General features: G+C 67.9%; 22 protein-coding genes and 4 tRNA genes. 11 read left to right on the top strand and 15 right to left on the bottom strand.

Translation table 11 applies throughout. The annotated features are described in order from the left end of the window. The first annotated feature begins 81 nt into the window (after positions 1 to 81). Both HWX62_RS09195 and HWX62_RS09200 read left to right on the top strand, forming a co-directional pair. Complete coding sequence (locus HWX62_RS09195; protein WP_175929595.1) at positions 82 to 2,226, top strand: phospholipase C, phosphocholine-specific; 2,145 nt, start codon at positions 82 to 84, stop codon at positions 2,224 to 2,226. 371 nt (positions 2,227 to 2,597) lie between these two features. Continuing rightward, positions 2,598 to 3,746 (top strand): branched-chain amino acid ABC transporter substrate-binding protein, encoded by a 1,149-nt coding sequence (locus HWX62_RS09200; protein WP_006484314.1) that lies wholly within the window; start codon positions 2,598 to 2,600, stop codon positions 3,744 to 3,746. A 139-nt stretch (positions 3,747 to 3,885) separates the two neighbouring features. On the opposite strand, the gene HWX62_RS09205 is transcribed toward HWX62_RS09200, so the two are convergent. Then, positions 3,886 to 4,635 (bottom strand): FadR/GntR family transcriptional regulator, encoded by a 750-nt coding sequence (locus tag HWX62_RS09205; protein WP_175929596.1) that lies wholly within the window; start codon positions 4,633 to 4,635, stop codon positions 3,886 to 3,888. A gap of 357 nt (positions 4,636 to 4,992) precedes the next feature. On the opposite strand from HWX62_RS09205, the gene gudD reads away from it, so the two are divergent. Continuing rightward, positions 4,993 to 6,345, top strand: a complete 1,353-nt coding sequence (gudD, locus tag HWX62_RS09210; RefSeq protein WP_175929597.1) for a glucarate dehydratase — start codon at positions 4,993 to 4,995, stop codon at positions 6,343 to 6,345. 180 nt (positions 6,346 to 6,525) lie between these two features. Here the strand turns inward: gudD and HWX62_RS09215 are convergent, their stop codons facing one another. From HWX62_RS09215 to HWX62_RS09225, 3 genes are all read right to left on the bottom strand, one after another. After that, positions 6,526 to 6,990, bottom strand: coding sequence for a DUF2214 family protein (locus HWX62_RS09215; protein ID WP_175929598.1), 465 nt, complete (start codon positions 6,988 to 6,990; stop codon positions 6,526 to 6,528). Between the two features lie 39 nt (positions 6,991 to 7,029). Continuing rightward, positions 7,030 to 7,830 carry a hypothetical protein gene (locus tag HWX62_RS09220; protein WP_175929599.1) on the bottom strand — a complete coding sequence of 267 codons (801 nt, stop codon included), beginning with the start codon at positions 7,828 to 7,830 and terminating at the stop codon, positions 7,030 to 7,032. A gap of 234 nt (positions 7,831 to 8,064) precedes the next feature. Next, on the bottom strand, positions 8,065 to 9,129 hold the full coding sequence (locus tag HWX62_RS09225) for a glycosyltransferase family 4 protein (RefSeq protein WP_034186533.1): 1,065 nt from the start codon (positions 9,127 to 9,129) through the stop codon (positions 8,065 to 8,067). Between the two features lie 567 nt (positions 9,130 to 9,696). Between HWX62_RS09225 and HWX62_RS09230 the strand changes: the two genes are divergently transcribed. Continuing rightward, positions 9,697 to 11,529 carry an ABC transporter ATP-binding protein gene (locus HWX62_RS09230; protein ID WP_175929600.1) on the top strand — a complete coding sequence of 611 codons (1,833 nt, stop codon included), beginning with the start codon at positions 9,697 to 9,699 and terminating at the stop codon, positions 11,527 to 11,529. A 78-nt stretch (positions 11,530 to 11,607) separates the two neighbouring features. On the opposite strand, the gene otsA is transcribed toward HWX62_RS09230, so the two are convergent. Together otsA and otsB are read right to left on the bottom strand one after the other, a co-directional pair. Beyond that, positions 11,608 to 12,993 carry an alpha,alpha-trehalose-phosphate synthase (UDP-forming) gene (gene otsA / locus HWX62_RS09235; RefSeq protein ID WP_175929601.1) on the bottom strand — a complete coding sequence of 462 codons (1,386 nt, stop codon included), beginning with the start codon at positions 12,991 to 12,993 and terminating at the stop codon, positions 11,608 to 11,610. Then, on the bottom strand, positions 12,990 to 13,742 hold the full coding sequence (otsB, locus tag HWX62_RS09240) for a trehalose-phosphatase (RefSeq protein WP_175929602.1): 753 nt from the start codon (positions 13,740 to 13,742) through the stop codon (positions 12,990 to 12,992). The genes otsA and otsB overlap by 4 nt, the downstream gene beginning before the upstream one ends. A gap of 280 nt (positions 13,743 to 14,022) precedes the next feature. Between otsB and HWX62_RS09245 the strand changes: the two genes are divergently transcribed. The 3 genes from HWX62_RS09245 to HWX62_RS09255 are packed head-to-tail and all read left to right on the top strand — an operon-like array spanning position 14,023 to position 15,999. Next, complete coding sequence (locus HWX62_RS09245; RefSeq protein WP_175929603.1) at positions 14,023 to 14,658, top strand: SCO family protein; 636 nt, start codon at positions 14,023 to 14,025, stop codon at positions 14,656 to 14,658. 14 nt (positions 14,659 to 14,672) lie between these two features. After that, on the top strand, positions 14,673 to 15,119 hold the full coding sequence (locus tag HWX62_RS09250; protein WP_175929604.1) for a copper chaperone PCu(A)C: 447 nt from the start codon (positions 14,673 to 14,675) through the stop codon (positions 15,117 to 15,119). A gap of 10 nt (positions 15,120 to 15,129) precedes the next feature. Then, positions 15,130 to 15,999 carry a cytochrome c oxidase assembly protein gene (locus HWX62_RS09255; RefSeq protein WP_175929605.1) on the top strand — a complete coding sequence of 290 codons (870 nt, stop codon included), beginning with the start codon at positions 15,130 to 15,132 and terminating at the stop codon, positions 15,997 to 15,999. Between the two features lie 27 nt (positions 16,000 to 16,026). Here HWX62_RS09255 and HWX62_RS09260 read toward each other — a convergent pair whose 3' ends face one another. Together HWX62_RS09260 and HWX62_RS09265 are read right to left on the bottom strand one after the other, a co-directional pair. Further along, on the bottom strand, positions 16,027 to 16,518 hold the full coding sequence (locus HWX62_RS09260) for a GNAT family N-acetyltransferase (protein ID WP_175929606.1): 492 nt from the start codon (positions 16,516 to 16,518) through the stop codon (positions 16,027 to 16,029). 134 nt (positions 16,519 to 16,652) lie between these two features. After that, entirely contained in the window at positions 16,653 to 17,519 is an 867-nt protein-coding gene (locus tag HWX62_RS09265; RefSeq protein WP_175929607.1) for a pirin family protein, read from the bottom strand. A 111-nt stretch (positions 17,520 to 17,630) separates the two neighbouring features. On the opposite strand from HWX62_RS09265, the gene HWX62_RS09270 reads away from it, so the two are divergent. Together HWX62_RS09270 and HWX62_RS09275 are read left to right on the top strand one after the other, a co-directional pair. Next, positions 17,631 to 18,548: a LysR family transcriptional regulator gene (locus tag HWX62_RS09270; protein WP_175929608.1), complete on the top strand. Its 918-nt coding sequence runs from the start codon at positions 17,631 to 17,633 to the stop codon at positions 18,546 to 18,548. 103 nt (positions 18,549 to 18,651) lie between these two features. Then, on the top strand, positions 18,652 to 19,155 hold the full coding sequence (locus HWX62_RS09275) for a GAF domain-containing protein (protein ID WP_175929609.1): 504 nt from the start codon (positions 18,652 to 18,654) through the stop codon (positions 19,153 to 19,155). Between the two features lie 103 nt (positions 19,156 to 19,258). Here the strand turns inward: HWX62_RS09275 and map are convergent, their stop codons facing one another. Together map and HWX62_RS09285 are read right to left on the bottom strand one after the other, a co-directional pair. Further along, complete coding sequence (map, locus tag HWX62_RS09280) at positions 19,259 to 20,065, bottom strand: type I methionyl aminopeptidase (RefSeq protein ID WP_175929610.1); 807 nt, start codon at positions 20,063 to 20,065, stop codon at positions 19,259 to 19,261. Then, positions 20,065 to 20,301, bottom strand: a complete 237-nt coding sequence (locus HWX62_RS09285) for a ParD-like family protein (RefSeq protein ID WP_011694229.1) — start codon at positions 20,299 to 20,301, stop codon at positions 20,065 to 20,067. The genes map and HWX62_RS09285 overlap by 1 nt, the downstream gene beginning before the upstream one ends. A 142-nt stretch (positions 20,302 to 20,443) precedes the next feature. Between HWX62_RS09285 and HWX62_RS09290 the strand changes: the two genes are divergently transcribed. After that, positions 20,444 to 21,064 (top strand): helix-turn-helix domain-containing protein, encoded by a 621-nt coding sequence (locus HWX62_RS09290; RefSeq protein WP_175929611.1) that lies wholly within the window; start codon positions 20,444 to 20,446, stop codon positions 21,062 to 21,064. Positions 21,065 to 21,113: 49 nt separating this feature from the next. After that, positions 21,114 to 21,662 carry a GNAT family N-acetyltransferase gene (locus HWX62_RS09295; RefSeq protein WP_175929612.1) on the top strand — a complete coding sequence of 183 codons (549 nt, stop codon included), beginning with the start codon at positions 21,114 to 21,116 and terminating at the stop codon, positions 21,660 to 21,662. A 96-nt stretch (positions 21,663 to 21,758) separates the two neighbouring features. On the opposite strand, the gene HWX62_RS09300 is transcribed toward HWX62_RS09295, so the two are convergent. The 5 genes from HWX62_RS09300 to pgsA form a co-directional block, all read right to left on the bottom strand. Continuing rightward, positions 21,759 to 21,832: transfer RNA gene (locus tag HWX62_RS09300), tRNA-Cys, on the bottom strand. A 99-nt stretch (positions 21,833 to 21,931) separates the two neighbouring features. Continuing rightward, positions 21,932 to 22,007: transfer RNA gene (locus tag HWX62_RS09305), tRNA-Gly, on the bottom strand. A 51-nt stretch (positions 22,008 to 22,058) separates the two neighbouring features. Continuing rightward, a tRNA-Gly gene (locus HWX62_RS09310) sits at positions 22,059 to 22,134 on the bottom strand. 53 nt (positions 22,135 to 22,187) lie between these two features. Beyond that, positions 22,188 to 22,263: transfer RNA gene (locus tag HWX62_RS09315), tRNA-Gly, on the bottom strand. Between the two features lie 138 nt (positions 22,264 to 22,401). Further along, positions 22,402 to 22,989 (bottom strand): CDP-diacylglycerol--glycerol-3-phosphate 3-phosphatidyltransferase, encoded by a 588-nt coding sequence (pgsA, locus tag HWX62_RS09320; protein ID WP_175929613.1) that lies wholly within the window; start codon positions 22,987 to 22,989, stop codon positions 22,402 to 22,404. Between the last annotated feature and the right edge of the window lie 47 nt (positions 22,990 to 23,036).

Consider the following 23,036-nt stretch of genomic DNA (forward strand, 5'->3'; position numbering starts at 1 on the left):
GCAGCCGCATCCTGCGACCCGGTGCGCGCCGTTCCCGCAGGTCCCGCCAATCGGCTCCCTCTTTACCCCACGATAACGACCATGACCCGATCGAACCGTCGTGACTTCCTGCGCGTCGCCGCCGGCACTGCCGGCGCCGCCGCGCTGAACCTGTTTCCGCCCGTGATCCGCGATGCGCTCGCGATTCCCGCGAACCGCCGCACCGGCACGATCCGCGACATCGAACACATCGTGATCCTGATGCAGGAGAACCGCTCGTTCGACCACTACTTCGGCACGATGCGCGGTGTCCGCGGCTTCGGCGACCCGCGTCCGTTGCGCCTCGCGAACGGCAAGTCGGTGTTTCACCAGCCGGTCGGCCCGGCCGAACTGCTGCCGTTCCACCCGGGCGCGGACAAGCTCGGCCTGCAGTTCCTGCAGGACCTGCCGCACGGCTGGCAGGACATGCACGCCGCCTGGAACAAGGGCCGCTACGACCAGTGGGTGCCGAACAAGGGCACCACGACGATGGCGTACCTGCAGCGCGACGACATCCCGTTCCACTACCAGCTCGCCGACGCGTTCACGATCTGCGACGCGTACCACTGCGCGATCCCGAGCTCGACCGACCCGAACCGGTACTACATGTGGACGGGCTACGTCGGCAACGACGGCACGGGCGGCGGCCCGGTGCTCGGCAACGAGGAAAAGGGCTACGGCTGGACGACCTATCCGGAAGTGCTGGAGCAGGCCGGCGTGTCGTGGAAGATCTACCAGGACGTCGGCACGGGGCTCGACGCGAACGGCTCGTGGGGCTGGACGCAGAACCCGTACATCGGCAACTACGGCGACAACGCGCTGCTCTACTTCAACCAGTACCGCACCGCGCTGCCCGGCACGCCGCTGTACGACAAGGCGCGCACCGGCACCAACATCAGCGCCGGCGGCACGCTGTTCGACGTGCTGCAGCAGGACGTGAAGAACGGCACGCTGCCGCAGGTATCGTGGATCTGCGCGCCCGAAGCGTATTCCGAGCACCCGAACTGGCCCGCGAACTACGGCGCGTGGTACATCGAGCAGGTGCTGAAGGTGCTCGTGTCGAATCCCGACGTGTGGAGCAAGACCGCGCTCTTCATCACGTACGACGAAAACGACGGCTTCTTCGATCACGTGCCGCCGCCGTTCGCGCCGCAGTCGCGCGAGAACGGGCTGTCGACGGTCGCGACGACCAACGAGGTGTTCGCCGGCGACGCGTCGCACATGGCGGGCCCGTACGGGCTCGGGCCGCGCGTGCCGATGCTCGTCGTGTCGCCGTGGACCAAGGGCGGCTGGGTCTGCTCGCAGACTTTCGATCACACGTCGCTGCTGCAATTCATCGAGGCGCGGTTCGGCGCGCAGTACGCGGTCACGGCCGCCAACGTGTCGCCGTGGCGCCGCGCGGTATGCGGCGACCTGACCGCCGCGTTCGACTTCGCGACGGCCGATGCCGGCTGGCCGACGCTGCCGGACACGAGCGGCTACGCGCCGCCGGACCGTAACCGCCACCCCGACTACATCCCGGTGCCGCCGGTACTGCAGAAGCTGCCGAAACAGGAAGCCGGGCTGCGTCCGGCGCGCGCGCTGCCGTACGAGCTGTTCGTGCACGGCCGCGTCGAAGCCGCGAACGGCCAGTTCCGGCTGACCTTCGCGAACACGGGCCGGGCAGGCGCCGCATTCCAGGTCCACTCGCGCAACCGCGTCGACGGCCCGTGGGCGTACACGGTCGAAGCCGGCAAACGTATCGCCGATACGTGGAGCGCCGCCGCGTCGCTCGGCCTGTACGACCTCGACGTGTACGGCCCGAACGGCTTCTACTGCCATTTCCGCGGTCCGTTCGCGACCGGCGTCGGCAGCGCGAACGTGAACCCCGAGGTGATCTACGGCTACGACGTCGCGAACGGCAACATCACGCTGCGCCTGATGAACCGCGGCCACAAGGCCGTGCGGCTCAAGGTCACGAACGCGTACGGCCACGGTCACGCGCGCACGTTCGACCTCGCGCCGGGCGCGCACGTCGACGATTACTGGGACCTGCGCGGCAGCCACGGCTGGTACGACCTCACCGTCAGCGACGGCCGGCTGCTCGGCTTCCTGCGCCGCTTCGCGGGCCACGTCGAAACGGGCCGCCCGAGCACCAGCGACCCGCTGATCCGCACGACCGCATCGCACGACGACGCCGAAGCCGCGTCGGACGCCCTGTCCGACTGACGTCGATCCACGCGCGGCGCGGCCTTCGACGGGCCGCGCCGCGTCCTTGCCCCGCACCGCTCTCCCTCCTCCCCGCCCGTTGCGTTCGCGACGGGAAACTCCCGATACCGGCCGCCCTCGCTCGCGCGGAAGCTATGCGCAAATCCGCATCGAATGCGCGGCAAATTTCCAAGACCCGCGCATATCGGCGACCTATATATCGAGGCAATCGGGGCTCTTCGCGGAGCCTGACGGGAGATGTTTCCGAGGATCACGATGCCGACCTCCCCGCCCGATTCCGAGAAGCGGTCGAACCGCCCGCCCGTCGCACGCACCCGGCCCGCCCGGGCGTGTGCGGTACCCACTCGCAGGTGTCGAACAAGAGGAACAACATGAAATTCCGTCATTCCCTGCTGTCGGTGTCCATCGCATCCGCGCTTGCCCTCCTCTCGCAACAGGCCGCCCGGGCTGCCGACGCAACCGACGTGAAGGTCGGGTTCGCCGCGCCGCTCACGGGCGTGAACGCCGGCTACGGCAAGGATCTGCAAAACGGCGTCCAGCTCGCGCTCGACGACGCGGTCGCGCAGAAGGTCCAGATCGCCGGCAAGCCTGCCCGCTTCAATCTCGTCGTGCAGGACGATCAGGCCGACCCGCGCATCGGCGTGCAGGCCGCGCAGGCGCTGGTCGACCAGAACGTGTCGGTCGTGGTCGGTCACTTCAACTCGGGAACGACGATCCCCGCGTCGGTCGTCTACGACAAGGCCGGCATTCCGGTGATCGACCCGGCCGCGACCAACCCGACGCTCACGTCGCGCGGGCTCGCGAACATGTTCATGGTGATCGCGACCGACGGCCAGAATGCCGGCAACGCGGGCAAGTACGCGGTCGACGTGACGAAGGCGAAGCGCATCGCGATCATCGACGACCGCACCGCGTTCGGCCAGGGCGAGGCCGACGAATTCGAGAAAGCCGTGAAAGCCGCCGGCGGCAACCTCATCGGGCGCGAGTTCACCAGCAACCAGGCGGTCGATTTCCGCGCGCAGATCACGAGCCTGAAGGCGAAGAATCCCGACCTGATCTTCTTCGGCGGCCTCGATTCGCTCGCCGCGAACTTCATCAAGCAGATGCGCCAGTTGGGGCTGAACGCGCAGTTCGTCGGCGGCGGCGGCGTGAAGGACAACGAGTTCATCAAGATCGCGGGCCCGGCCGCCGAAGGCGCGATGGCGTGGGAATACGGCCGGCCGCTCGACGAGCTGCCGCAGGGGAAGGATTTCGAGGCGCGCTTCAAGAAGCGCTTCGGCGTCGACGTGCTGTCGTATGCGCAGTTCGGCTATGACGCGGCGTGGGCGGCGATCAAGGCGATGCAGGCGGCCGGCTCGACCGACCCGAAGGCCTATCGCCCGGCGCTCAAGAAGATCGACTTCGAAGGCGTGACCGGCCGCATCTCGTTCGCGAACGACGGCTCGCTGAAGAGCGGGATGTCCACGCTTTACCAGGTGAAGAACGGCGCGTGGAAAACGATCGTGACGAAGGGAGGCTGAGCGACGGCGAGGCAGGCGGCCGGCGGCGGGGACGCCGCCTGGTCGCGGAGATCGCGACGATGACGCCGATCTCATATGACGACTGACGTTAAAGCGACTCGCGCAGCCCCGTGACCGCGCGGGGCCCGCGATGCAACGGTCAGCCCGCCTCGGCCTCGGCCGCCTCGTGCGCGCGGCGCAACCGTTCGCGGCTGTTGGTCAGGTGCGTACGCATCGCGGCGCGCGCGGCTTCCGGGTCGTGGCGCGCGATCGCCTCGTAGATGTCCTCGTGTTCGTGGTTCAGCCGGCCGACGTAGCGCTCGAGGTCGTCGCCGGCAAAGCGCGCCGAATTCACGCGCGTGCGCGGGATGATCGACGTGCCGAGCTGCGTCATGATGTCGACGAAATAGCGGTTGCCGGTGGACTGCGCGATCTGCAGGTGGAACTGGAAGTCGAGCTGCGCGGTGTCGCGGCCGCAGCCCGCCCCCGTCGCGATCGCGTCGAGCGCGCGGCGCAGCGCGGCGAGGTCGGCGTCGTTCGCGCGCTGCGCGGCCAGGCTCGCGCACTCGCTTTCGAGGCTGATGCGCAGCTCCAGCACCGCGAGCACGTCGCGCAGCGTCGTGATCGTCGCCGGATCGATGCCGAGCGTCTGGCGGCGCGACGGCTCCAGCACGAAGCTGCCGATGCCGTGGCGCGTCTCGATGAGGCCGCTCGCCTGCATCCGCGAGATCGCCTCGCGCACGACCGTACGGCTCACGCCCTGTGCCGCCATGACTTCGGTTTCGGTCGGCAGCTTGTCGCCGGGACGCAGCGTGCCGTTTTCGATCTGCGCGGTCAGCGCGTCGACGACATCTTGTGCGAGGCTGCGTGCGCGACGGCGCGGCGCTGCGGGAAGCGTAGGCACGGACATGTGGCCGGTTCCTTTCTGAATGATCGTAATGTGAGCCGAGGGTTTACGCGGGGTTTGAGCGAAAGCCGATGATTCATTATACTGCGTCACAAGTCATCCGACGACTGATGATCGGCGCACGGTTCTCCTGTCGACCGGGCTCGGCGGGTCAGCACCGCCCGGTCCCGTGCGTGACGATCGGCCCGCGTTCGCGTTCTGCGCTCCGCCGGCTCGCTTGTCGCTCCACCCCGTTTCGGGTTGCGTCGACGTGCGGGCCTTGCGCGCCGCGCACGTCGGTTGTCGAATGATCGCACCTCCCGCCGCGCGCGGCAAAGCTTTTGCCGCACGGCATCGCCCACTCTTTCGTCATCGCCGCCCATGAACGCCGTCACTGCCTCGCCCTCCCACGACACGCCGCGCATCGTCGACCTGCAAGCGATTCCGGTCGCCGGCCACGACAGCATGCTGCTCAACCTGAGCGGCGCGCACGGGCCGTTCTTCACCCGCAACCTCGTGATCCTGAAGGACAGCGCGGGCCGCACGGGCGTCGGCGAAGTACCGGGCGGCGAAAGCATCCGCCGCACGCTCGACGATGCGCGCGCGCTCGTCGTCGGCCAGCCGGTCGGCAACTATCATGCAGTGCTCAACGACGTGCGGCGCACCTTCGCCGACCGCGACGCGGGCGGCCGCGGGCTGCAGACCTTCGACCTGCGCACGACGATCCACGCGGTCACCGCGCTCGAAGCCGCGCTGCTCGACCTGCTCGGCCAGCATCTCGGCGTGCCGGTCGCCGCGCTGCTCGGCGAAGGCCAGCAGCGCGAGCAGGTCGAAATGCTCGGCTACCTGTTCTACATCGGCGACCGCACGAAGACCGCGCTGCCCTATCGGGACGGCCGCGGCGCAACCGACGACTGGACGCGCGTGCGCGACGAAGCCGCGCTGACGCCCGACGCCGTCGTGCGGCTCGCCGAAGCCGCGCATGCGCGCTACGGCTTCAACGACTTCAAGCTGAAGGGCGGCGTATTCGAAGGGGCGAGCGAGATCGAAGCCGTGACGGCGCTCGCCGAACGCTTCCCCGACGCGCGCGTGACGCTCGACCCGAACGGCGCATGGTCGCTCGACGAGGCCGTGCGGCTGTGCCGCGACCAGCATCACGTGCTCGCGTACGCGGAAGATCCATGCGGCGCGGAGAACGGTTACTCGGGCCGCGAGGTGATGGCCGAATTCCGCCGCGCGACCGGTCTGCCGACGGCGACCAACATGATCGCGACCGACTGGCGCCAGATGGGCCACGCGGTGCAGTTGCACGCCGTCGACATCCCGCTCGCCGATCCGCACTTCTGGACGATGCAGGGGTCGGTGCGGGTCGCACAGATGTGCCGCGACTGGGGCCTCACGTGGGGTTCGCATTCGAACAACCACTTCGACGTGTCGCTCGCGATGTTCACGCACGTCGCGGCCGCGGCGCCGGGCCAGGTCACCGCGATCGATACGCACTGGATCTGGCAGGACGGCGAACGGCTGACGCGCGAGCCGCTGAAGATCGAGAACGGGCGGGTGGACGTGCCGAAGCGGCCGGGGCTCGGCATCGACATCGACATGGAGGCGGTCGCGCTCGCGCACGAACTGTACAAGCAGCACGGCCTCGGCGCCCGCGACGACGCGGCGGCGATGCAGTACCTGATCCCGGGCTGGACGTTCGACAACAAGCGCCCCTGCCTCGTGCGCTGAGTGCGGCGGACCGGGGGGGCAACATCGCTTGGTCACGCCCCGGCCGGCCCCACCTGCGCGGTGGGCCCCTAGCCGGGCGCCCCTAGCCGGGCGCCCCTAGCCGGGCGCCCCTAACCGGGCGCCCCTAGCCGGGCGCCCCTAACCGGGCGCCCCTAACCGGGCGTCCCTAACCGGGCGTCCCTAACCGGGCGTCCCAATCCCCCGCGCCATCCCCGACGCGGCAAACACGATGACGATCACCAGCACCGCCTGCCAGTGACCGATCCGCACATAGGTGCGCGCGCGGCCGATATCGGGCATCTGCTGCCGCCGCGCGGCGATGCGCCAGCGAATCAGCCCCAGCATCGGCACGACCTCGAGCAGCAGGATCAGCACGAGCGCGGTCATCTTCAAGTGAAAGAGCGGTTCGTGCAGATAGTACGCGGCTCCTTTTTCGAAACCGCCGAACGCGCGCGCGAGGCCCGTCGAGATCAGCACGAGCGCCGACAGCCCCCAGACCGCATCCGCCTTGAACACGCCGGGCAAATCGGCCGCCTGCGCCGATGCGACGAGCCGGCGCAACGCGCGGTTACGCGCCGCGATCGCGGCAAACGCGACGCCGAACGCACTCAGGTGAACCGCAGCCAGCAACCAACGGACGATCATCGCGCCTCCTTGTCGCTCGCGCCCGGTGCGCGAGCCGTGTCAGACGATCTGCTTGAGCGCCGCGTCGAGCGCGAGCACCGCGACGCGGTCGCCTTCGGTCGCGAGCGGCGTGCGCATCACGATCTGCCGGTTGTGACCGACGGCCGCCGGCGAATCCCACAGCAGCTCCACCTTCGGCCGATTGAACAGGCTGCCGCGGCGCGGCGGCACGACCGCCGGCTGCGCGCCGTCGTCGCCCGCGGCGGGCGCCGCGCGGCCGGGCCAGCGCACCGACAGTTCGCGCGCGTCGTACTGGCCGACCTTGCGGCTTTCCATCCAGACGATCGCGGTGCGCGTCAGCACGTCGAGGGAGATTGCATACCGGCCGACCGCGAAGCGACGCGCGGCCACGTTGGTCCGCCACAGCGGCCGCGGCCGGCAGATCCAGACGATCGCCGCGTAGAGCGCCGGCGCGGCAACGAGCCAGCCGTTGGTGGCCGTCACCGCGTGCAGCGCGCGGCGCCAGCCGGCCGCCCACGCGAACGCCCCGATCGACCACACGGCGAACAGGAAACCGATCAGCGCGAACGCGCGCAGCGCCTGGCGCAGCCACTGCGGCAGCGGATGGAACGGCCGCTCGGCCCGTGCGGCGGCGCCCGGCAGCGCGAGGAGCAGGAAGATCAGGATGAGGTAGATGAATGCCCACGGCGACGACACCATCGCCGACAGCGACGCGCGATAGCCCATCTGAGACATCGAGAACAGCCAGCGCGCGAGCAGCACGAGACCGATCGCGCGCAACGCGAAGATCACACCGGCGCCGGGGGCCGGCGCTGCGCGCGTGGTTTTCGTTCTCGCCAAGACTGCTCTCCTCTGGATATTCGTACCGGGCCGGATTTCACGGCACGGCCATTATAGGGACATTACCGTCTGGACAGACGGCCGGATGCCGTGCCGGGCCGCTTCGAGGGCCGTTCGGCGCGCCGGGCGCGGCGAGAATACAACAGATCCGCGCCGCGGATGTGACAACGCCCCGCCGGAGAACCCGGACGGGGCGTCGTGACGGCCGCGCCGCCAAGCGGCAGCGGCCCTCGATCAGCTTGCGTTGACTTCGCGGAGCACCGTGCGGCGCTTCTGGCGCAGCAGTTCCTCGTAGCCCTTCACGTAGTTCTGCGCCATCACCTTCGACGAGAAACGGGCTTCGAACGCGGCGCGAACCTTCTCGCGCGGCAGCGTATCGAGGCGCTTGAGCGCGGCGACGGCCGACAGTTCGTCCTCGACGACGAAGCCCGACACGCCGTTGTCGATCACTTCCGGCACCGAGCCGCGCTTGAACGCGATCACCGGCGTGCCGCAGGCCATCGCCTCGATCATCACCAGGCCGAACGGCTCCGGCCAGTCGATCGGGAACAGCAGCGCGTGTGCGTTGCCGAGGAATTCGGTCTTTTCGGCTTCGCTGATTTCGCCGATGTACTCGACGTGCGGCAGCGCGAACAGCGGCTTGATCTTCTCTTCGTAGTACGCGCGGTCGGCCTTGTCGAGCTTCGCGGCGATCTTGATCGGCAGGCCGGCCTGCTCGGCGATGCGGATCGCCGTGTCGACGCGCTTCTCCGGCGAGATACGGCCGAGGAACGCGAGATAGCTCGGCTTCACGTTCGGGATCGGCGTCAGCAGGTTTTCCGGCAGGCCGTGGTAGACGGTCGACAGCCAGTTCGCCTGCGGCAGCGGGATGCGCTGGTTGTCGGAGATCGACACGACCGGCACGTCGCTGAATGCGTTGAAGATGGGCTGCAGTTCCGGCAGGTCGAGACGGCCGTGCATCGTCGTCAGATGCGGGACCGGCTGGCGCGAGAACAGCGAGAACGGGTAGTAGTCGATGTGGCAGTGCAGGACATCGAACTCTTCCGCACGGCGGCGCACCTGCTCGAGGAGCAGCATGTGCGGCGCCATCACGTCGCGGATCGTCGGGTCGAGGCGCAGCGCCTGCGGCCAGCACGCCTCGAGCTTCGCGGAGGTTTGCGAATCGCCGCTCGCGAAGAGCGTGACGTCATGCCCCATCTCGACGAGTGCTTCGGTCAGATAGGACACCACTCGCTCGGTACCACCGTAAAGCTTCGGGGGAACCGCTTCGTGCAACGGAGCGATTTGGGCGATTCGCATGCTTGACTCCTAAAAAATCGGCTAAAAACCAGGTATGGGTCGGCAACCTGCCGGCGGTCCGGGCTGGATGCATATCGTCCGACCATCGGACGAATCCGCCTGCCGGGAGCGTCGAAACCCGCGCTGCACAAGGAGCGTCGGCGACGCGACAGGCATAGAACGTTTGAAACGAAGACCCGTTGACAGGGGTTCGTAAAAAGACCTGGAATCGAACCCGGAGCCGATTATCTAGGGTTAATCCCGATACGGCGCACGACATTTCAAACACTTTACTTTGTTACAAAGGTGCAACACTTTGCAACCCGCGGACTCGGGTGTCCGTTCTAGAGTGGAAGGCCATTTCGGCGATCCTTGTTTACCCGCAGCTGCCGGCAACGTGATTCCGGCACAGGAGGCAGGACGGGATGCCGGATTTTATCTCAAAATCGAACGCGAGCCCCTGGCCAAGGCAAGATTCGCGCAGCGCGACGCGCGGCCTTGTTTACAATGCCGGATTATTCAGTCCGGGCGAACGCCGGCCTGCGATCCAGCCGCCACGCTCACTCACCGAATCACCGCACGCATATTTTGGAATCTCTCACCCCCGCCCAGCGCAACGCCCACAACGCGAAGCTGTCGAGCTACGCGCATCGGCCGATCGCGTTCCTGTTCCGCTACATCCGTCTCCACCCGGTCGCACACCTGGTGGTGCTCTGCAGCGTGCTGGCCGCCGTCGGCTGCGCGCTCGGCTCGCAATACGCGATCAAGCACCTGATCGACGTGCTGGCGACCGGACGCCATCACCCGGGCCCGCTGTGGAGCGCGTTCGCGCTGCTCGTCGGGCTGATCGCGGCCGACAACCTGCTGTGGCGCGTCGGCGGCTGGGTCGCCGCGCATACGTTCGTCGCGGTCACGGGCGACCTGCGGCGCGATCTGTTCCAGTACCTGATCGGCCATTCGCCGACGTATTACTCGGAGAAGCAGCCGGGCACGCTCGCGAGCCGCATCACGGCCACGTCGAACGCGGTCTACACGTCGGAGAACACGATGGCGTGGAACGTGCTGCCGCCGTGCATCGCGGTGATGGGCGCGATCCTGATGATCATCGTCGTCAATCCGCTGATGGCGGCCGGCCTGCTCGGCTGCTCGGCCGTGCTGTCCGTCATCCTGTTCAAGCTCGCGGGGCGCGGCTCGGCGCGCCACCACGCGTTCGCGGCGAAGGCCGCGGCAGTCGACGGCGAGCTCGTCGACGTGATCGGCAACATGGGCCTCGTGCGCGCGTTCGGGATGACGCTGCGCGAACAGAAGCGCTTCAGCGCGACGGTGAAGGCGGAGATGGACGCGCGCCAGCAGAGCCTGCTCTATCTCGAAAAGCTGCGGCTGCTGCATGCGGTGATCACCGCGATGCTGTCCGCCGGCCTGCTCGGCTGGGCGCTGTGGCTGTGGGACCAGGGCCGCGCGACGTCGGGCGACATCGTGCTCGTCAGCTCGCTCGGCTTCACGATCCTGCACGGCACGCGCGATCTGGCAGTCGCGCTCGTCGACGTCACGCAGCACATCGCGCGCCTGTCCGAAGCGGTGAAGACGCTGCTCGAGCCGCATGGCATGCCGGACCGCTCGGACGCGCAGCCGCTGTCGGCCAAGGGCGGCCGCGTCGACTTCGAGCGCGTGACGTTCGCGTACCCGCACCGCCGTGCGATCCTCGACCACTTCGACCTGCATATCGAGCCGGGCCAGCGCGTCGGCCTGATCGGCAAGTCGGGCGCCGGCAAGTCGACCGTGCTCGCGCTGCTGCAGCGCTTCTACGACACGCAGGACGGCGTCGTGAAGGTCGACGGCCAGGACGTGAAAGGCATCACGCAGGACAGCCTGCGCCACGCGATCGCACTGGTGCCGCAGGACATCTCGCTGCTGCACCGGACGATCTACGACAACATCGCGTACGGCCGCCCCGACGCGACCCGCGACGAAGTGCTCGCCGCCGCGCGCGACGCGCGTTGCGCGGAGTTCATCGAGGCGATGCCGGAAGGCTATGACACGATCGTCGGCGACCGCGGCGTCAAGCTGTCGGGCGGCCAGCGCCAGCGCATCGCGATCGCGCGCGCGATCCTGAAGGATGCGCCGATCCTGCTGCTCGACGAAGCGACGTCGGCGCTCGACAGCGCGTCCGAGGAAGCGATCCAGAGCGCGCTCGACCGGCTGATGGTCGGCCGCACGGTGATCGCGATCGCGCACCGGCTGTCGACGCTGCGCAACTTCGACCGCATCATCGTGATGAGCAACGGCAAGGTGATCGACGACGGTCCGCCCGACGTGCTGCGCAACCGCCCCGGCCTGTACCGCGACCTGCTCGCGAAGCAGCACGGCCGCCATCATGCGGCCCCGGACGGCAGTACGCCGACCGGCGAACGCGTGGCCTGACGCGCCGGCATCCCGCCGACAAAAAAGCCGCCGTGCTTGCGCATCGGCGGCTTTCTCAATTGCAGCGGAAACAATCGCTCAGACCTGCTGCAGATCGCGCAGGAAATGGTCGCGCCACACCGACACGTTGTTCTCGCGAAGCTGCGCGATCATGTCCGCGTAGCGCGCACGCCGCTCGGCGAGCGGCATCGTCAGCGCCAGCGACAGCGCATCGGCCATCCCGTCGATATCGATCGGATTGACGATCAACGCACCCGTGAGCTCACGCGCGGCGCCCGCGAAGCGCGACAGCACGAGCACGCCCGGATCGTCCGGATCCTGCGCGGACACGTACTCCTTCGCGACGAGGTTCATCCCGTCGCGCAGCGGCGTCACGAAGCCCACCCGCGCGAGCCGGTACAGCGCGGCCAGCACCTGGCGGTCGTACTGGCGGTGAATGTAGAGGATCGGCGCCCAGTCGAGTTCCGCGTAGCGCCCGTTGATGCGCCCCGACTCCGCCTCGAGCTGCAGGCGGATGTCCTGGTACGCACGCAGGTCCGCACGCGTCGACGGCGCGATCTGCAGGAACGACACGCGGTTGCGGATCGACGCCTGGTGTTCCAGCAGCTTCTCGAAGGCCCGGAAGCGCTCGACGAGTCCCTTCGAATAATCGAGCCGGTCGACGCTCATGATCAGTTGCCGCCCGCGCAGCGACGTCGCGAGCGTGCGCACCGCCTTGCCGGTTTCGCCCGCCTGCGCGAGCGACGCGATCTCGTCCGGATACACGCCGATCGGATAGGCGGCCGCGCGCAGCGTCTGGCCGAACGCGCGCACGCGCACCGTGTGCCCATCGCGCTCGGCCTCGCCGCCCGCCTCGAACTCGACGTAGTCGCAGAACGCGCGCAGGTCGGGCTCGGTCTGGAAACCCAGCAGATCGAACGCGCACAGCGACTCGACGAGCTCGCGGTGCGGCGGCACGTTGACGAGCACCTGCGCGGCCGGAAACGGGATGTGCAGGAAAAAGCCGATGCGGTTCTTCACGCCGGCGTCGCGCAGCGCGCGCGCGAACGGAATCAGGTGATAGTCGTGCACCCAGATCACGTCGTCGTCCTGCAGCAGCGGCACGAGCTGCTGCGCGAGCCAGACGTTGACGCGGCGGTAGCCGTCGAATTCGTGGCGATCGTACTGGATCAGGTCCGCGCGGTAGTGGAACGCGGGCCACAGCGTCGCGTTCGAGAACCCGCGGTAATACTGGTCGTAATCGCGACGCGACAGCCCGACGGTCGCGAACGTCACGGGCCCGCGTTCCTCGATGCGGATCTGCGGCTGCGGCGCGCCGGACGCGACCACTTCGCCGCTCCAGCCGAACCACATGCCGCCGGTTTCCTTCAGCGCGTCGTAGACGCCGATCGCGAGGCCGCCCGCCGCCGGTTCGCCTTCCGAAATCGGCGCGACGCGGTTTGAAACGATGATGAGCCGGCTCATGCGTGCGGCTGCCCCGCGCCGAGCCAACGTGCGATCTGCTCATGCAGCGCGTCGACCGAATCGAGCCGCATGCGCGCGGACGTCTCGCCCGCGCCGATCTTGATCGACAGGCCGCCGCGCGCGTTGACCACCGCGAAGCCCTTTTCGTCGGTCAGGTCGTCGCCCGCGAACAGCGGCACGCGGCCCGCAAAGGGCGGCTCGTCGAGGAACGCGGCCAGCGCGCGGCCCTTGTCGACGCCCTTCGGCTTGATCTCGAACACCATCTTGCCGGGTTGCAGCACGTACGCATCCGCATAGTCGGCGACGAGGCGCTCAGCCGCTTCGCGCGCCACCGCCTCGCGCTCGGGCGCATTGCGAAAGTGCAGCGCGACGGCCGCGCCCTTGATCTCGAGCAGCATGCCCGGATGGCGGTCGACCACGTCGGCGAGCTCGCGCTCGATGCGCAGCAGGCGCTCGTCGTTGAAACCGATGCGCTGCGTGTCGCCGTTCGCATCGCGGCGCTCCGCGCCGTGCAGGCCGGCGATCGGCAGGCCGGGCATCTTCAGGAACGTGTCGAGGTTGTCGATGCCGCGCCCGGACACGATCGCGACCGCGCCGTGCGAGCGGCGCGACAACGCGTCGAGCAGCGCCAGCAGCGACGGCGGCACACGAATGCTGTCGGGGGTCGGCGCGAGCTCGACGAGCGTGCCGTCGAAGTCGAAGAAGAACGCGGTATCGGTCAGCGAGAGGGAAGCCGGAACGGATTGCATCGATTCGATAGTCTGAGGGCCGGCCGGCAAATGCGGGCCGCCGCTGCGCGAATGGAGTTGTGCGCATCTTACCGCGCCTGCGGCCCCAGATGGGCGAAACCGCGGCAGCGCGGACATCGCGCCGGCCGCCGCGTCAACTGCGACATATTGCCCCGCTCGCCCGCGCCGTATCGGTTTCGAAAGGACGCGGGCGCGCGAATTGCGCTACAGTCGCAACCGCCTGCCGCGCGACGCATGGCATCGCGCCCCGGCTATCCATCCAGTCCGATCGAGCCCCAGGATGTCGTCTGCCCGCCCCGCGCCGCACCGGCGCCTCTCCCGCCTCATCCGCACGACCGCGGCGCTCGCCGCCGCCGTGGCGCTCGCCGCGTGCACGCACGACGAGCCGCGCTGGAACCTGACCAATGTCACCGGCCACCTGCCCGACCTGTCGTTCAAGCTGACGGGCGGCGACGGCCGTCCCGTCGACGCCGGCGCATTCCGCGGCCGCGTCGCGCTCGTCTACTTCGGCTACACGCACTGCCCCGATGTCTGCCCCGAAACCCTGGCGCGGCTGATGGAAGTGCTGGCGAAGCTCGGCCCGCAGGCGGACAACGTGCGCATCCTGTTCGTCTCGGTCGACCCCGCGCGCGATACGCCGCAGGCGATGCAGTCCTATGTCGCCGCGTTCGATGCCGCGCATGCACGCGGCCTGACCGGCACCGACGGCCAGATCGAATCGCTCGCGAAGCGCTATCGCGTCGCGTACCAGATGGAAAAACGCGATCCGTCCGGCGGCTACGAAGTCACGCACAGCTCGGCCGTCTACATCTTCGACGCGGCCGGCCGCGCGCGCCTGCTCGCGACCGATCGCGATTCGCCCGACGCCATCGCCGCCGATGTGCGCCGGATCATCGACACTGCCTCCACGACCTGAATTCCGCCATGAACATGAACACGAAAACGACGCTCAAGACGTTCGCCCTCCTCGCCGCGCTGTGCGCCGGTGCCCACGCGTATGCGGCCGGCGCGATCAGCGCGCAGAACGCGTGGGTGCGCTGGCTGCCGAACAAGCTGCCCGCGGGCGGCTACGTGACGCTCGTGAATACGAGCGACAAGCCGGTCGATCTCGTCGACGTCGACAGCCCCGACTACGGAATGGCGATGCTGCACCAGACGGTATCGAACGGCTCGACGCAGAAGATGGAGATGGTCGACAAACTGACGATCCCCGCGCGGGGCAAGGTCGACATCGCGCCGGGCGGCTATCACTTCATGCTCGAGGAGCCGAAGCACGCGATCAAGCCGGGCGACACCGTGCACCTGCGCCTGAAATTCTCCGACGGCGAAACGGTCGATGCGCCGTTCGCCGTGAAATCGCCGGCCCAGGCGAAGTGATGCGCGCGCGATGAACCTCCTGTACTGGCTCGATCCGTGGGAACCGTCGCCGACCGTGGTCCTCGCGGTGCTGACGGCCGCCGTGCTGTTCGCACGCGGCGTGAAAAAGGCGAAGGTGTCGCCGCTGCGGCAGTGCTCGTTCTGGTTCGGGTTGACGGCGCTCTACATCGCGCTGCACACGCGGCTCGACTATTTCTTCGAGCACGAATTCTTCATGCACCGCGCGCAGCACCTCGTGCTGCATCACCTCGGGCCGTTCTTCATCGCGCTCGCCTATCCGGGCGCGGCCATCCGCGCGGGCATTCCGTTTCGCTGGCGGCAGCGCCTCGTGCGCCCCACGCTCGCGTGGGCGCCGGTGCGCAAGACGCTCGACGTGGTGTTTCATCCGGTCGTCGCGGTCGTGCTGTTCGTCGGGTTGATCTATTTCTGGCTGCTGTCGCCGATCCACTTCATCGCGATGCTCGACTGGCGTCTGTACCGCGTGATGAACTGGAGCATGGTGATCGACGGGCTGCTGTTCTGGTGGCTCGTCGTCGATCCGCGTCCCGCGCCGCCCGCGCGGCTGTCGCCGGGCCGCCGGATCCTGATCGTCGTCGCGGCGATCCCGCCGCAGATCGCGCTCGGCGCGCTGATCTTCTTCACGCCGCACGAGCTGTATCCGATCTACTCGATCTGCGGCCGCGCGTTCACGTGGCTCAGCCCGCTGCGCGATCAGCAGATCGGCGGCCTGCTGCTGTGGATTCCCGGTTCGATGATGAGCGTGATCGGTGCGCTGATCGCGCTGCGGCACTGGCTGCGATTGTCCGCGCGCGGGCGCCTGATCGGCGAGCGGGCCGCGCAGCGCGCGGACAAACCGCCGGTCGCACGCGCCGCGCACTGACTGCCGCGCAGCGCGGCGCGGCGCGCGTCACGCGCGCGCGCTGCTCATCCACACGTGCGGGATGCCGTCCTCGTCGTGCACGTCCGAACTCGGCGCGAAGCCGAATGCGCCGTAGAAACGCTGCAAGTGGGCCTGCGCATGCAGGCTCACCGGCGTATCCGGCCATTGCGCACGGATATGCTCGAGCGCACGCGACAGCAGCGCGTTGCCGAGGCCCGCGCCGCGAAACGCGGCGGTCGTCAGCACGCGGCCGATGCGCACATCGGTGTACTGCGCGTCGGGCAGCAGCACGCGCAGATAGCCGGCCAGGCGGCCGGCCGGATCGAAGGCCGCCAGGTGCCACGCGGCCTGGTCCGCATCGTCGATGTCGCGATACACGCAGTTCTGCTCGACGACGAATACGGCGCTGCGTGCTTCGAGGATCGAATAGATTTCGCGCGCCGTCAGCGCGTCGAAGGGTTTCCAGCGCCAGTCGAGATCGGCGGTGCGCGGGGATGCGGCGGGTGCGGATGCGTTCATGTGCGGTCCTGATTCGGGCGCGCCGGCCGGCGCGCGGCAACCGTCGATTATGCCTCGAAGCGTCCATCGCGCGCGACCGCCTGCCCGCACGCAAAAAAAGGCCCCGCATCGCGCGGGGCCTGCTCGTCATGCCGTCATGCCGGCATCTGGCCGAAGCGGCCGCTGTTGAAATCCTCGATCGCGGCGCGGATTTCCGCTTGCGAGTTCATCACGAACGGGCCGTAACCGACGACCGGCTCGTCGATCGGCTCGCCGCTCAGGATCAGCAGCTTCGCGTCGCCGTTCGCTTCGATCTCGACGTCGCTGCCGTCGCGGCCGAGTTGCACGAACTGCGCTTCGCGCGCCACCGTCTCGCCGTTCACCTGCACGGTGCCGCTCAGCACGACCACCGCGAGCGTCCGCCCTTCCGCGACCGGGAACCGCGCATGGCCGCCGGCCACGAGCCGCACGTCCCACACGTCGATCGGCGTGTGCGTGCGGGCCGGGCCGCGCCGCCCGTCGAGTTCACCGGCGATGATCCGCGCCCGCCCCGCGCCGTCCGGCAGCTCGACCACCGGGATATCGGCGTTCAGCAGCGTCTGGTAGCCGGGCGCGCCCATCTTGTCCGCGGCGGGCAGGTTCACCCACAGCTGCACCATCTCGAGCGGGCCGCCCCGCTTCGTGAACGCCTCCGAGTGGAATTCCTCGTGCAGGATCCCGCTCGCGGCCGTCATCCACTGCACGTCGCCCGGGCCGATGGTGCCGCCCGCGCCGGTCGAGTCACGGTGCGCGACTTCGCCGTCGTAGACGATCGTCACCGTTTCGAACCCGCGGTGCGGATGCTGGCCGACACCGCGCGGCACGGTCGCCGGTTCGAACGTCGCGGGGCCGGCGTAATCGAGCAGCAGGAACGGGCTCAGGTGCGTGCCATGAGACTGGTAGCTGAACATCGAACGCACCGGGAAACCGTCGCCGACCCAATGGCCGCGCGGCGCACTGTACACACCCTGGATCTTCTTCATTGCCCTTCTCCATATTGCGGCGAAACCCGTGTTTCGCATCCATGAGTGACAATATAGAGATGGAACGATCGATCCGGTAGACTGCCGAAATCGCACTCAGCGTTCCATTTCATGAACGATAAAGCGCGGGATCTGAACGATCTCTACTACTTCGTGCAGGTCGTCGAACATGGCGGCTTCGCACCGGCCGGGCGCGCGCTCGACATGCCGAAATCGAAGCTGAGCCGCCGCATCGCGCTGCTCGAGGCGCGGCTCGGCATGCGGCTGATCCAGCGTTCGACGCGCCGCTTCACGGTCACCGACGTCGGCCAGACCTACTACGCGCATTGCCGCGCGATGCTCGTCGAGGCCGACGCTGCCGACGAGGCGATCGCGCTGCTCCATGAAGAGCCGCGCGGCATCGTGCGCGTCAGTTGCCCGATCGTGCTGCTCGATTCGCTGGTCGGCACGATGATCGCCGCGTTCATGGCCGCGTGCCCGCGCGTCGAGATCCATCTGGAGGCGACCAACCGGCGTGTCGACGTGGTCGGCGAAGGGATCGACGTCGCGATCCGCGTGCGCCCGCCGCCGCTCGAGGACAGCGATCTCGCGCTGCGCGTGCTCGCCGAGCGCGGCCAGTGCCTCGTCGCGAGCCCCGCGCTGCTGCGCGAGCACGGTGCACCGGCCGTTCCCGCCGATCTCGCGCGCCTGCCGAGCCTCGATCACGGCGTGCCGCAGTCCACGCACGTATGGCGGCTGCGGGGGCCCGACGGCGCGCATGCGGAAATCCATCACCAGCCGCGCCTCGTGACGGGCGGTATGCTTGCGCTGCGCGCGGCGGCCGTCGCCGGTGTCGGCGTCGTGCAGTTGCCGACGATGATGGTGCGCGACGAGGTTGCGCGCGGTGAACTGGTCACGGTGCTGCCGGACTGGGCGCCGCGCCGCGAAATCGTGCATGCGGTGTTCGCGTCGCGGCGCGGGCTGCTGCCGGCGGTGCGCGCGCTGCTCGACTTTCTGGCGGAGCGGTTCGCCGAACTCGAACCCGACTGAGTGCACGGCATCGCGCATCCTCATGTGCTGCAGACCGCACGCGCGTGCCGTAGACTGCGGTACGCGCAGTGCGCCTTTTCACCACCTCTATCGCTTTTCCGCCATGTTCACGCTGTCCAACGACCCTACCGCCTCCAAGGCCGATCAATACGCGACGCTCGTCGAGCAGGCACGCGCGCTCGTCGAATCCGAACGCGACCTGACCGCGAATGCGGCGAATTTCTCCGCGCTCGTCTATCACTCGCTCGATCGCCTGAACTGGGCCGGCTTCTACTTCTTCGACGGGACCGAGCTCGTGGTCGGCCCGTTCCAGGGCAAGCCCGCCTGCGTGCGGATCGCGCTCGGCAAGGGCGTGTGCGGCACGGCCGCGCAGACGCGCGAAACGCAGGTCGTGCGCGACGTGCACGACTTCCCCGGCCATATCGCGTGCGATGCGGCGTCGGAATCGGAAATCGTCGTGCCGCTGGTGGCCGCCGACAGCACGCTGATCGGCGTGTGGGACGTCGACAGCCCCGTCGCCGCGCGTTTCGACGAAGAAGACCGCCAAGGGATGGAGGCGCTATGCCGCGTGTTCGTCGAACACGCGTGGCAGAAGGCGCGCGGTTGAGCGTCGCTGCGTCGCGGCGCAGGCCGCCGCGAACGACACGGGCCCCGCGAAGGGGCCCGTGTCATTGCGATCCCGCGCCGCCGTATGCGGCGCACTGCCGGCGTCAGGCCGCGTGCGTGCCCGACAGCGCCGCGAAGGCCTGCGGCTTCGCGTCCTCGGTCAGCACCTCGAAGCCCGTCTCCGTCACCACGACCATGTGCTCCCATTGCGCGGACAGCGAATGGTCCTTCGTGACGACCGTCCAGCCGTCGGCCAGCACGCGCGTGTCGCGCTTGCCCGCGTTCAGCATCGGCTCGATCGTGAAGATCATCCCCGGCCGCAACGGCAAGCCGGTGCCTGGCCGACCGTAATGCAGCACCTGCGGCTCGTCGTGATAGACGTCGCCGATCCCGTGCCCGCAATACTCGCGCACCACGCTGAACCCTTCGCGATGCGCGACCTGCTGGATCGCATAGCCGACGTCGCCGAGCGTCGCGCCGGGACGCACCGCGCGGATGCCGGCATGCATCGCCTCGTAGGTCGCCGCGACGAGCCGCCGCGCGAGTTCGTTCGGCTCGCCGACGAAATACATGCGGCTCGTATCGCCGAACCAGCCGTCCTTGATCACCGCGATGTCGAGGTTCACGATGTCGCCGTCGCGCATCGGCCGCGACGTCGGAATGCCGTGACAGACCACGTGGTTGACCGACGTGCACAGCGTTTTCGGATAGCCGTGGTAACCGATGTTCGCGGGAATCGCGCCCAACTCGTCGACGATGTATTCGCGGCAGCGCGCGTCCAGCTCGTCGGTGGTGACGCCCGGCTTCACGTACTCGGTGATCATCGTCAGCACCTGCGACGCGAGCTTCGCGGCCTCGCGCGACTTGGCGATTTCCGCGGCCCCGCGGATCGGGATTTCGCGTCTCGCCATTACGCCACCTGCTCGATGCTATGCGCGGCCGTCTCCGCCGGCCCGACGTCGCCGCCTCGTGCCTCGGCCTCGATCAACATCTTGCAGATATCGCCGTAGGACAGCGCCGGATTGAGCTCCGCCAGCATCCCGACACGCAGCCAGTGTTCGGCCTGCGCGTTGATCGAACGGCTCAGCGCCGTGCTCGTCGAGCGCAGCCGTTCATGCATGTGCTCGGAAATCTTGATGATGCCCATATATCCCCAATTAAACGAAACGTAGCTGTTTCGTATATTACGCTGCGTACGACGACGGGGCAAGCCGCTCCGCCTTTCGTTCGGCTCGCCACGGGAAATAGCGTTGACATCGAATTCCATCTTGCTGGAAAATAAATCCATCATGAAAGAATCAGCGACCACTGCGACCGACGACACCGGCATCAACGAGCGCATTGCCCGCCGCGTGCGCGACCTGCGCACCGTTCGAGGCTACACGCTCGATGCGTTGGCTGCGCGGTCCGGCGTCAGCCGTTCAATGATCTCGCTCATCGAACGCGCGTCGGCGAGCCCGACGGCCGTCGTGCTCGACAAGCTCGCGGCCGGTCTCGGCGTATCGCTGGCCGGCCTGTTCGGCGGCGACCGGGACGACGCGCCCGCGCAGCCGCTCGCACGGCGCGCGCAGCAGGCCGTATGGCGCGACCCCGCGTCCGGCTATGTGCGCCGCAACCTGTCGCCGCCCGGCTGGCCGTCGCCGATCCAGCTCGTCGAGGTCGATTTCCCGGCCGGCGCGCGCGTCGCGTACGACAGCGGCGGGCGCGAAAGCGCGCTGCACAAGCAGGTATGGATCATCAGCGGCCGCATCGACGTCGCGTTCGGCGACGTGCTTCACGAACTTCACGAAGGCGACTGCCTCGCCATGCGGCTCGACCAGCCGCTGATCTTCAGCAATCCGTCGTCGCATGCCGCGCGCTATGTCGTCGCGATCTGCGATGCATCCGCCGCCAGCGTGCGGAACATGTGATGCGCGTCGTGCGCGCAACCGGCTTAAAACCAAACAGGAACGAACCCGTATGAATGCCCCGACCCAGCGTGACGACGTGCGCCTGATCGATTGCAACGAGGCCGAGCATGCGGGGGCCATCCTCGAGATCCTGAACAACGCAATCGTGAACTCGACCGCGCTGTACGACTACCGGCCGCGCCCGCCGGAAGCGATGGTCGCGTGGTTCGCGACGAAGCGCGCGGGCGGTTTTCCGGTCATCGGCGCCGTCGATGCAGCGGGCACGCTGCTCGGCTTCGCGAGCTGGGGGACGTTCCGCGCGTTTCCGGCGTTCAAGTACACGGTCGAACACAGCGTCTACGTGCGCAACGATCAGCGCGGACGCGGGCTCGGCGAACGGCTGCTGCGCGAAGTCGTCCGGCGTGCGCGCGAAGCACAGGTGCACGTGCTGGTCGGCTGCATCGACGCGACCAATGCCGGCAGCATCGCGCTGCATACGAAGCTGGGGTTCGTGCACGCGGGCACGATCGCGGAGGCGGGATTCAAGTTCGGCCGCTGGCTCGATGCGGCGTTCTATCAGTTGAAGCTGGAAACGCCGGCGCAGCCGGTGGATGGGTGATCGGCTGAAGGTCGTCGCATGCACCGTGCGCGACGGCCTCCAGGGGACGCAGAAAAAGAAAAGCCCCGCCGAAGCGGGGCTTTTTCTCGTTCTACCTGGAGGCGCGAGCCGGAGTCGAACCGGCCTAAACGGCTTTGCAGGCCGCTGCATAACCGCTTTGCTATCGCGCCAAAAGCGGACTGTCGGGATGCCGTGAGGCAAGCGACAGATTTTCATTCGAGGACCGGAAGTCCATCAAATAAAAAGGGAAGCGTGGCTTCCCCATTACTTGGAGCGGGAGACGAGTCTCGAACTCGCGACCTCAACCTTGGCAAGGTTGCGCTCTACCAACTGAGCTACTCCCGCATTGTCCTGCATCTGCAGCGCTTTGCCGACCAACACGCTGCCAGAAAAATCTGGAGCGGGAGACGAGTCTCGAACTCGCGACCTCAACCTTGGCAAGGTTGCGCTCTACCAACTGAGCTACTCCCGCATGTGTCCTGCATCTGCAGCGCTTTGCCGACCAACACGCTGCCAGAAAAAATCTGGAGCGGGAGACGAGTCTCGAACTCGCGACCTCAACCTTGGCAAGGTTGCGCTCTACCAACTGAGCTACTCCCGCGTATTGCTACGCTACTGCTTCCCCGTCACACACTTACTTCGTCGTGCAGCGGAGAAGCGAGATTATGTCGAAGGCACATTCGTGTGTCAAGAGCTTTTCCAGCCCTTTTTACAAAAACCGCCGCCCATGCGACGCAGGTCACGCGCCGCCGCGCTCGCGAATCTGCGGCCACGCGAGCTTCATGTAGTACAGCATCGACCAGATCGTCAGCACCGCGGCAAGATACATCAGCCACTCGCCCCACACGCGCGTGTCGATCGTCACGACGCCGAGCGGCAGCGGTCCGTAGAACAGCAGCATCGGAATCGCGACCATCTGGCACGCGGTCTTGAACTTGCCGAGCTGGTTCACCGCCACGCTCTTCGACGCGCCGATCTGCGCCATCCATTCGCGCAGCGCCGAAATCGCGATCTCGCGACCGACGATCACCAGCGCGATCGCCGCGTCGACCCGCGCAATCTGCACGAGGATCAGCAACGCGGCCGTCACCATCAGCTTGTCCGCCACCGGGTCGAGAAATGCGCCGAACGACGACGTCTGGTTCCACTTGCGCGCGAGGAATCCGTCGAACCAGTCGGTCAGCGCGGCAAGGATGAAGATCGCCGCCGCCGCGAGATTGCGGTGCGCGCCGCCCATCAGCGTGTCCGGCAGATAGAACACGCCGACGACGAGCGGAATCAGCACGATCCGTACCCACGTCAGGAAAATCGGGAAATTGAACGGCATGGCATGCGGGACAGTAAGGGATTCGCAATTGTGCCGTGTCGACCGGC

Source organism: Burkholderia sp. BCC0506, from assembly GCF_902833145.1.
Classification (GTDB): Bacteria; Pseudomonadota; Gammaproteobacteria; order Burkholderiales; family Burkholderiaceae; genus Burkholderia.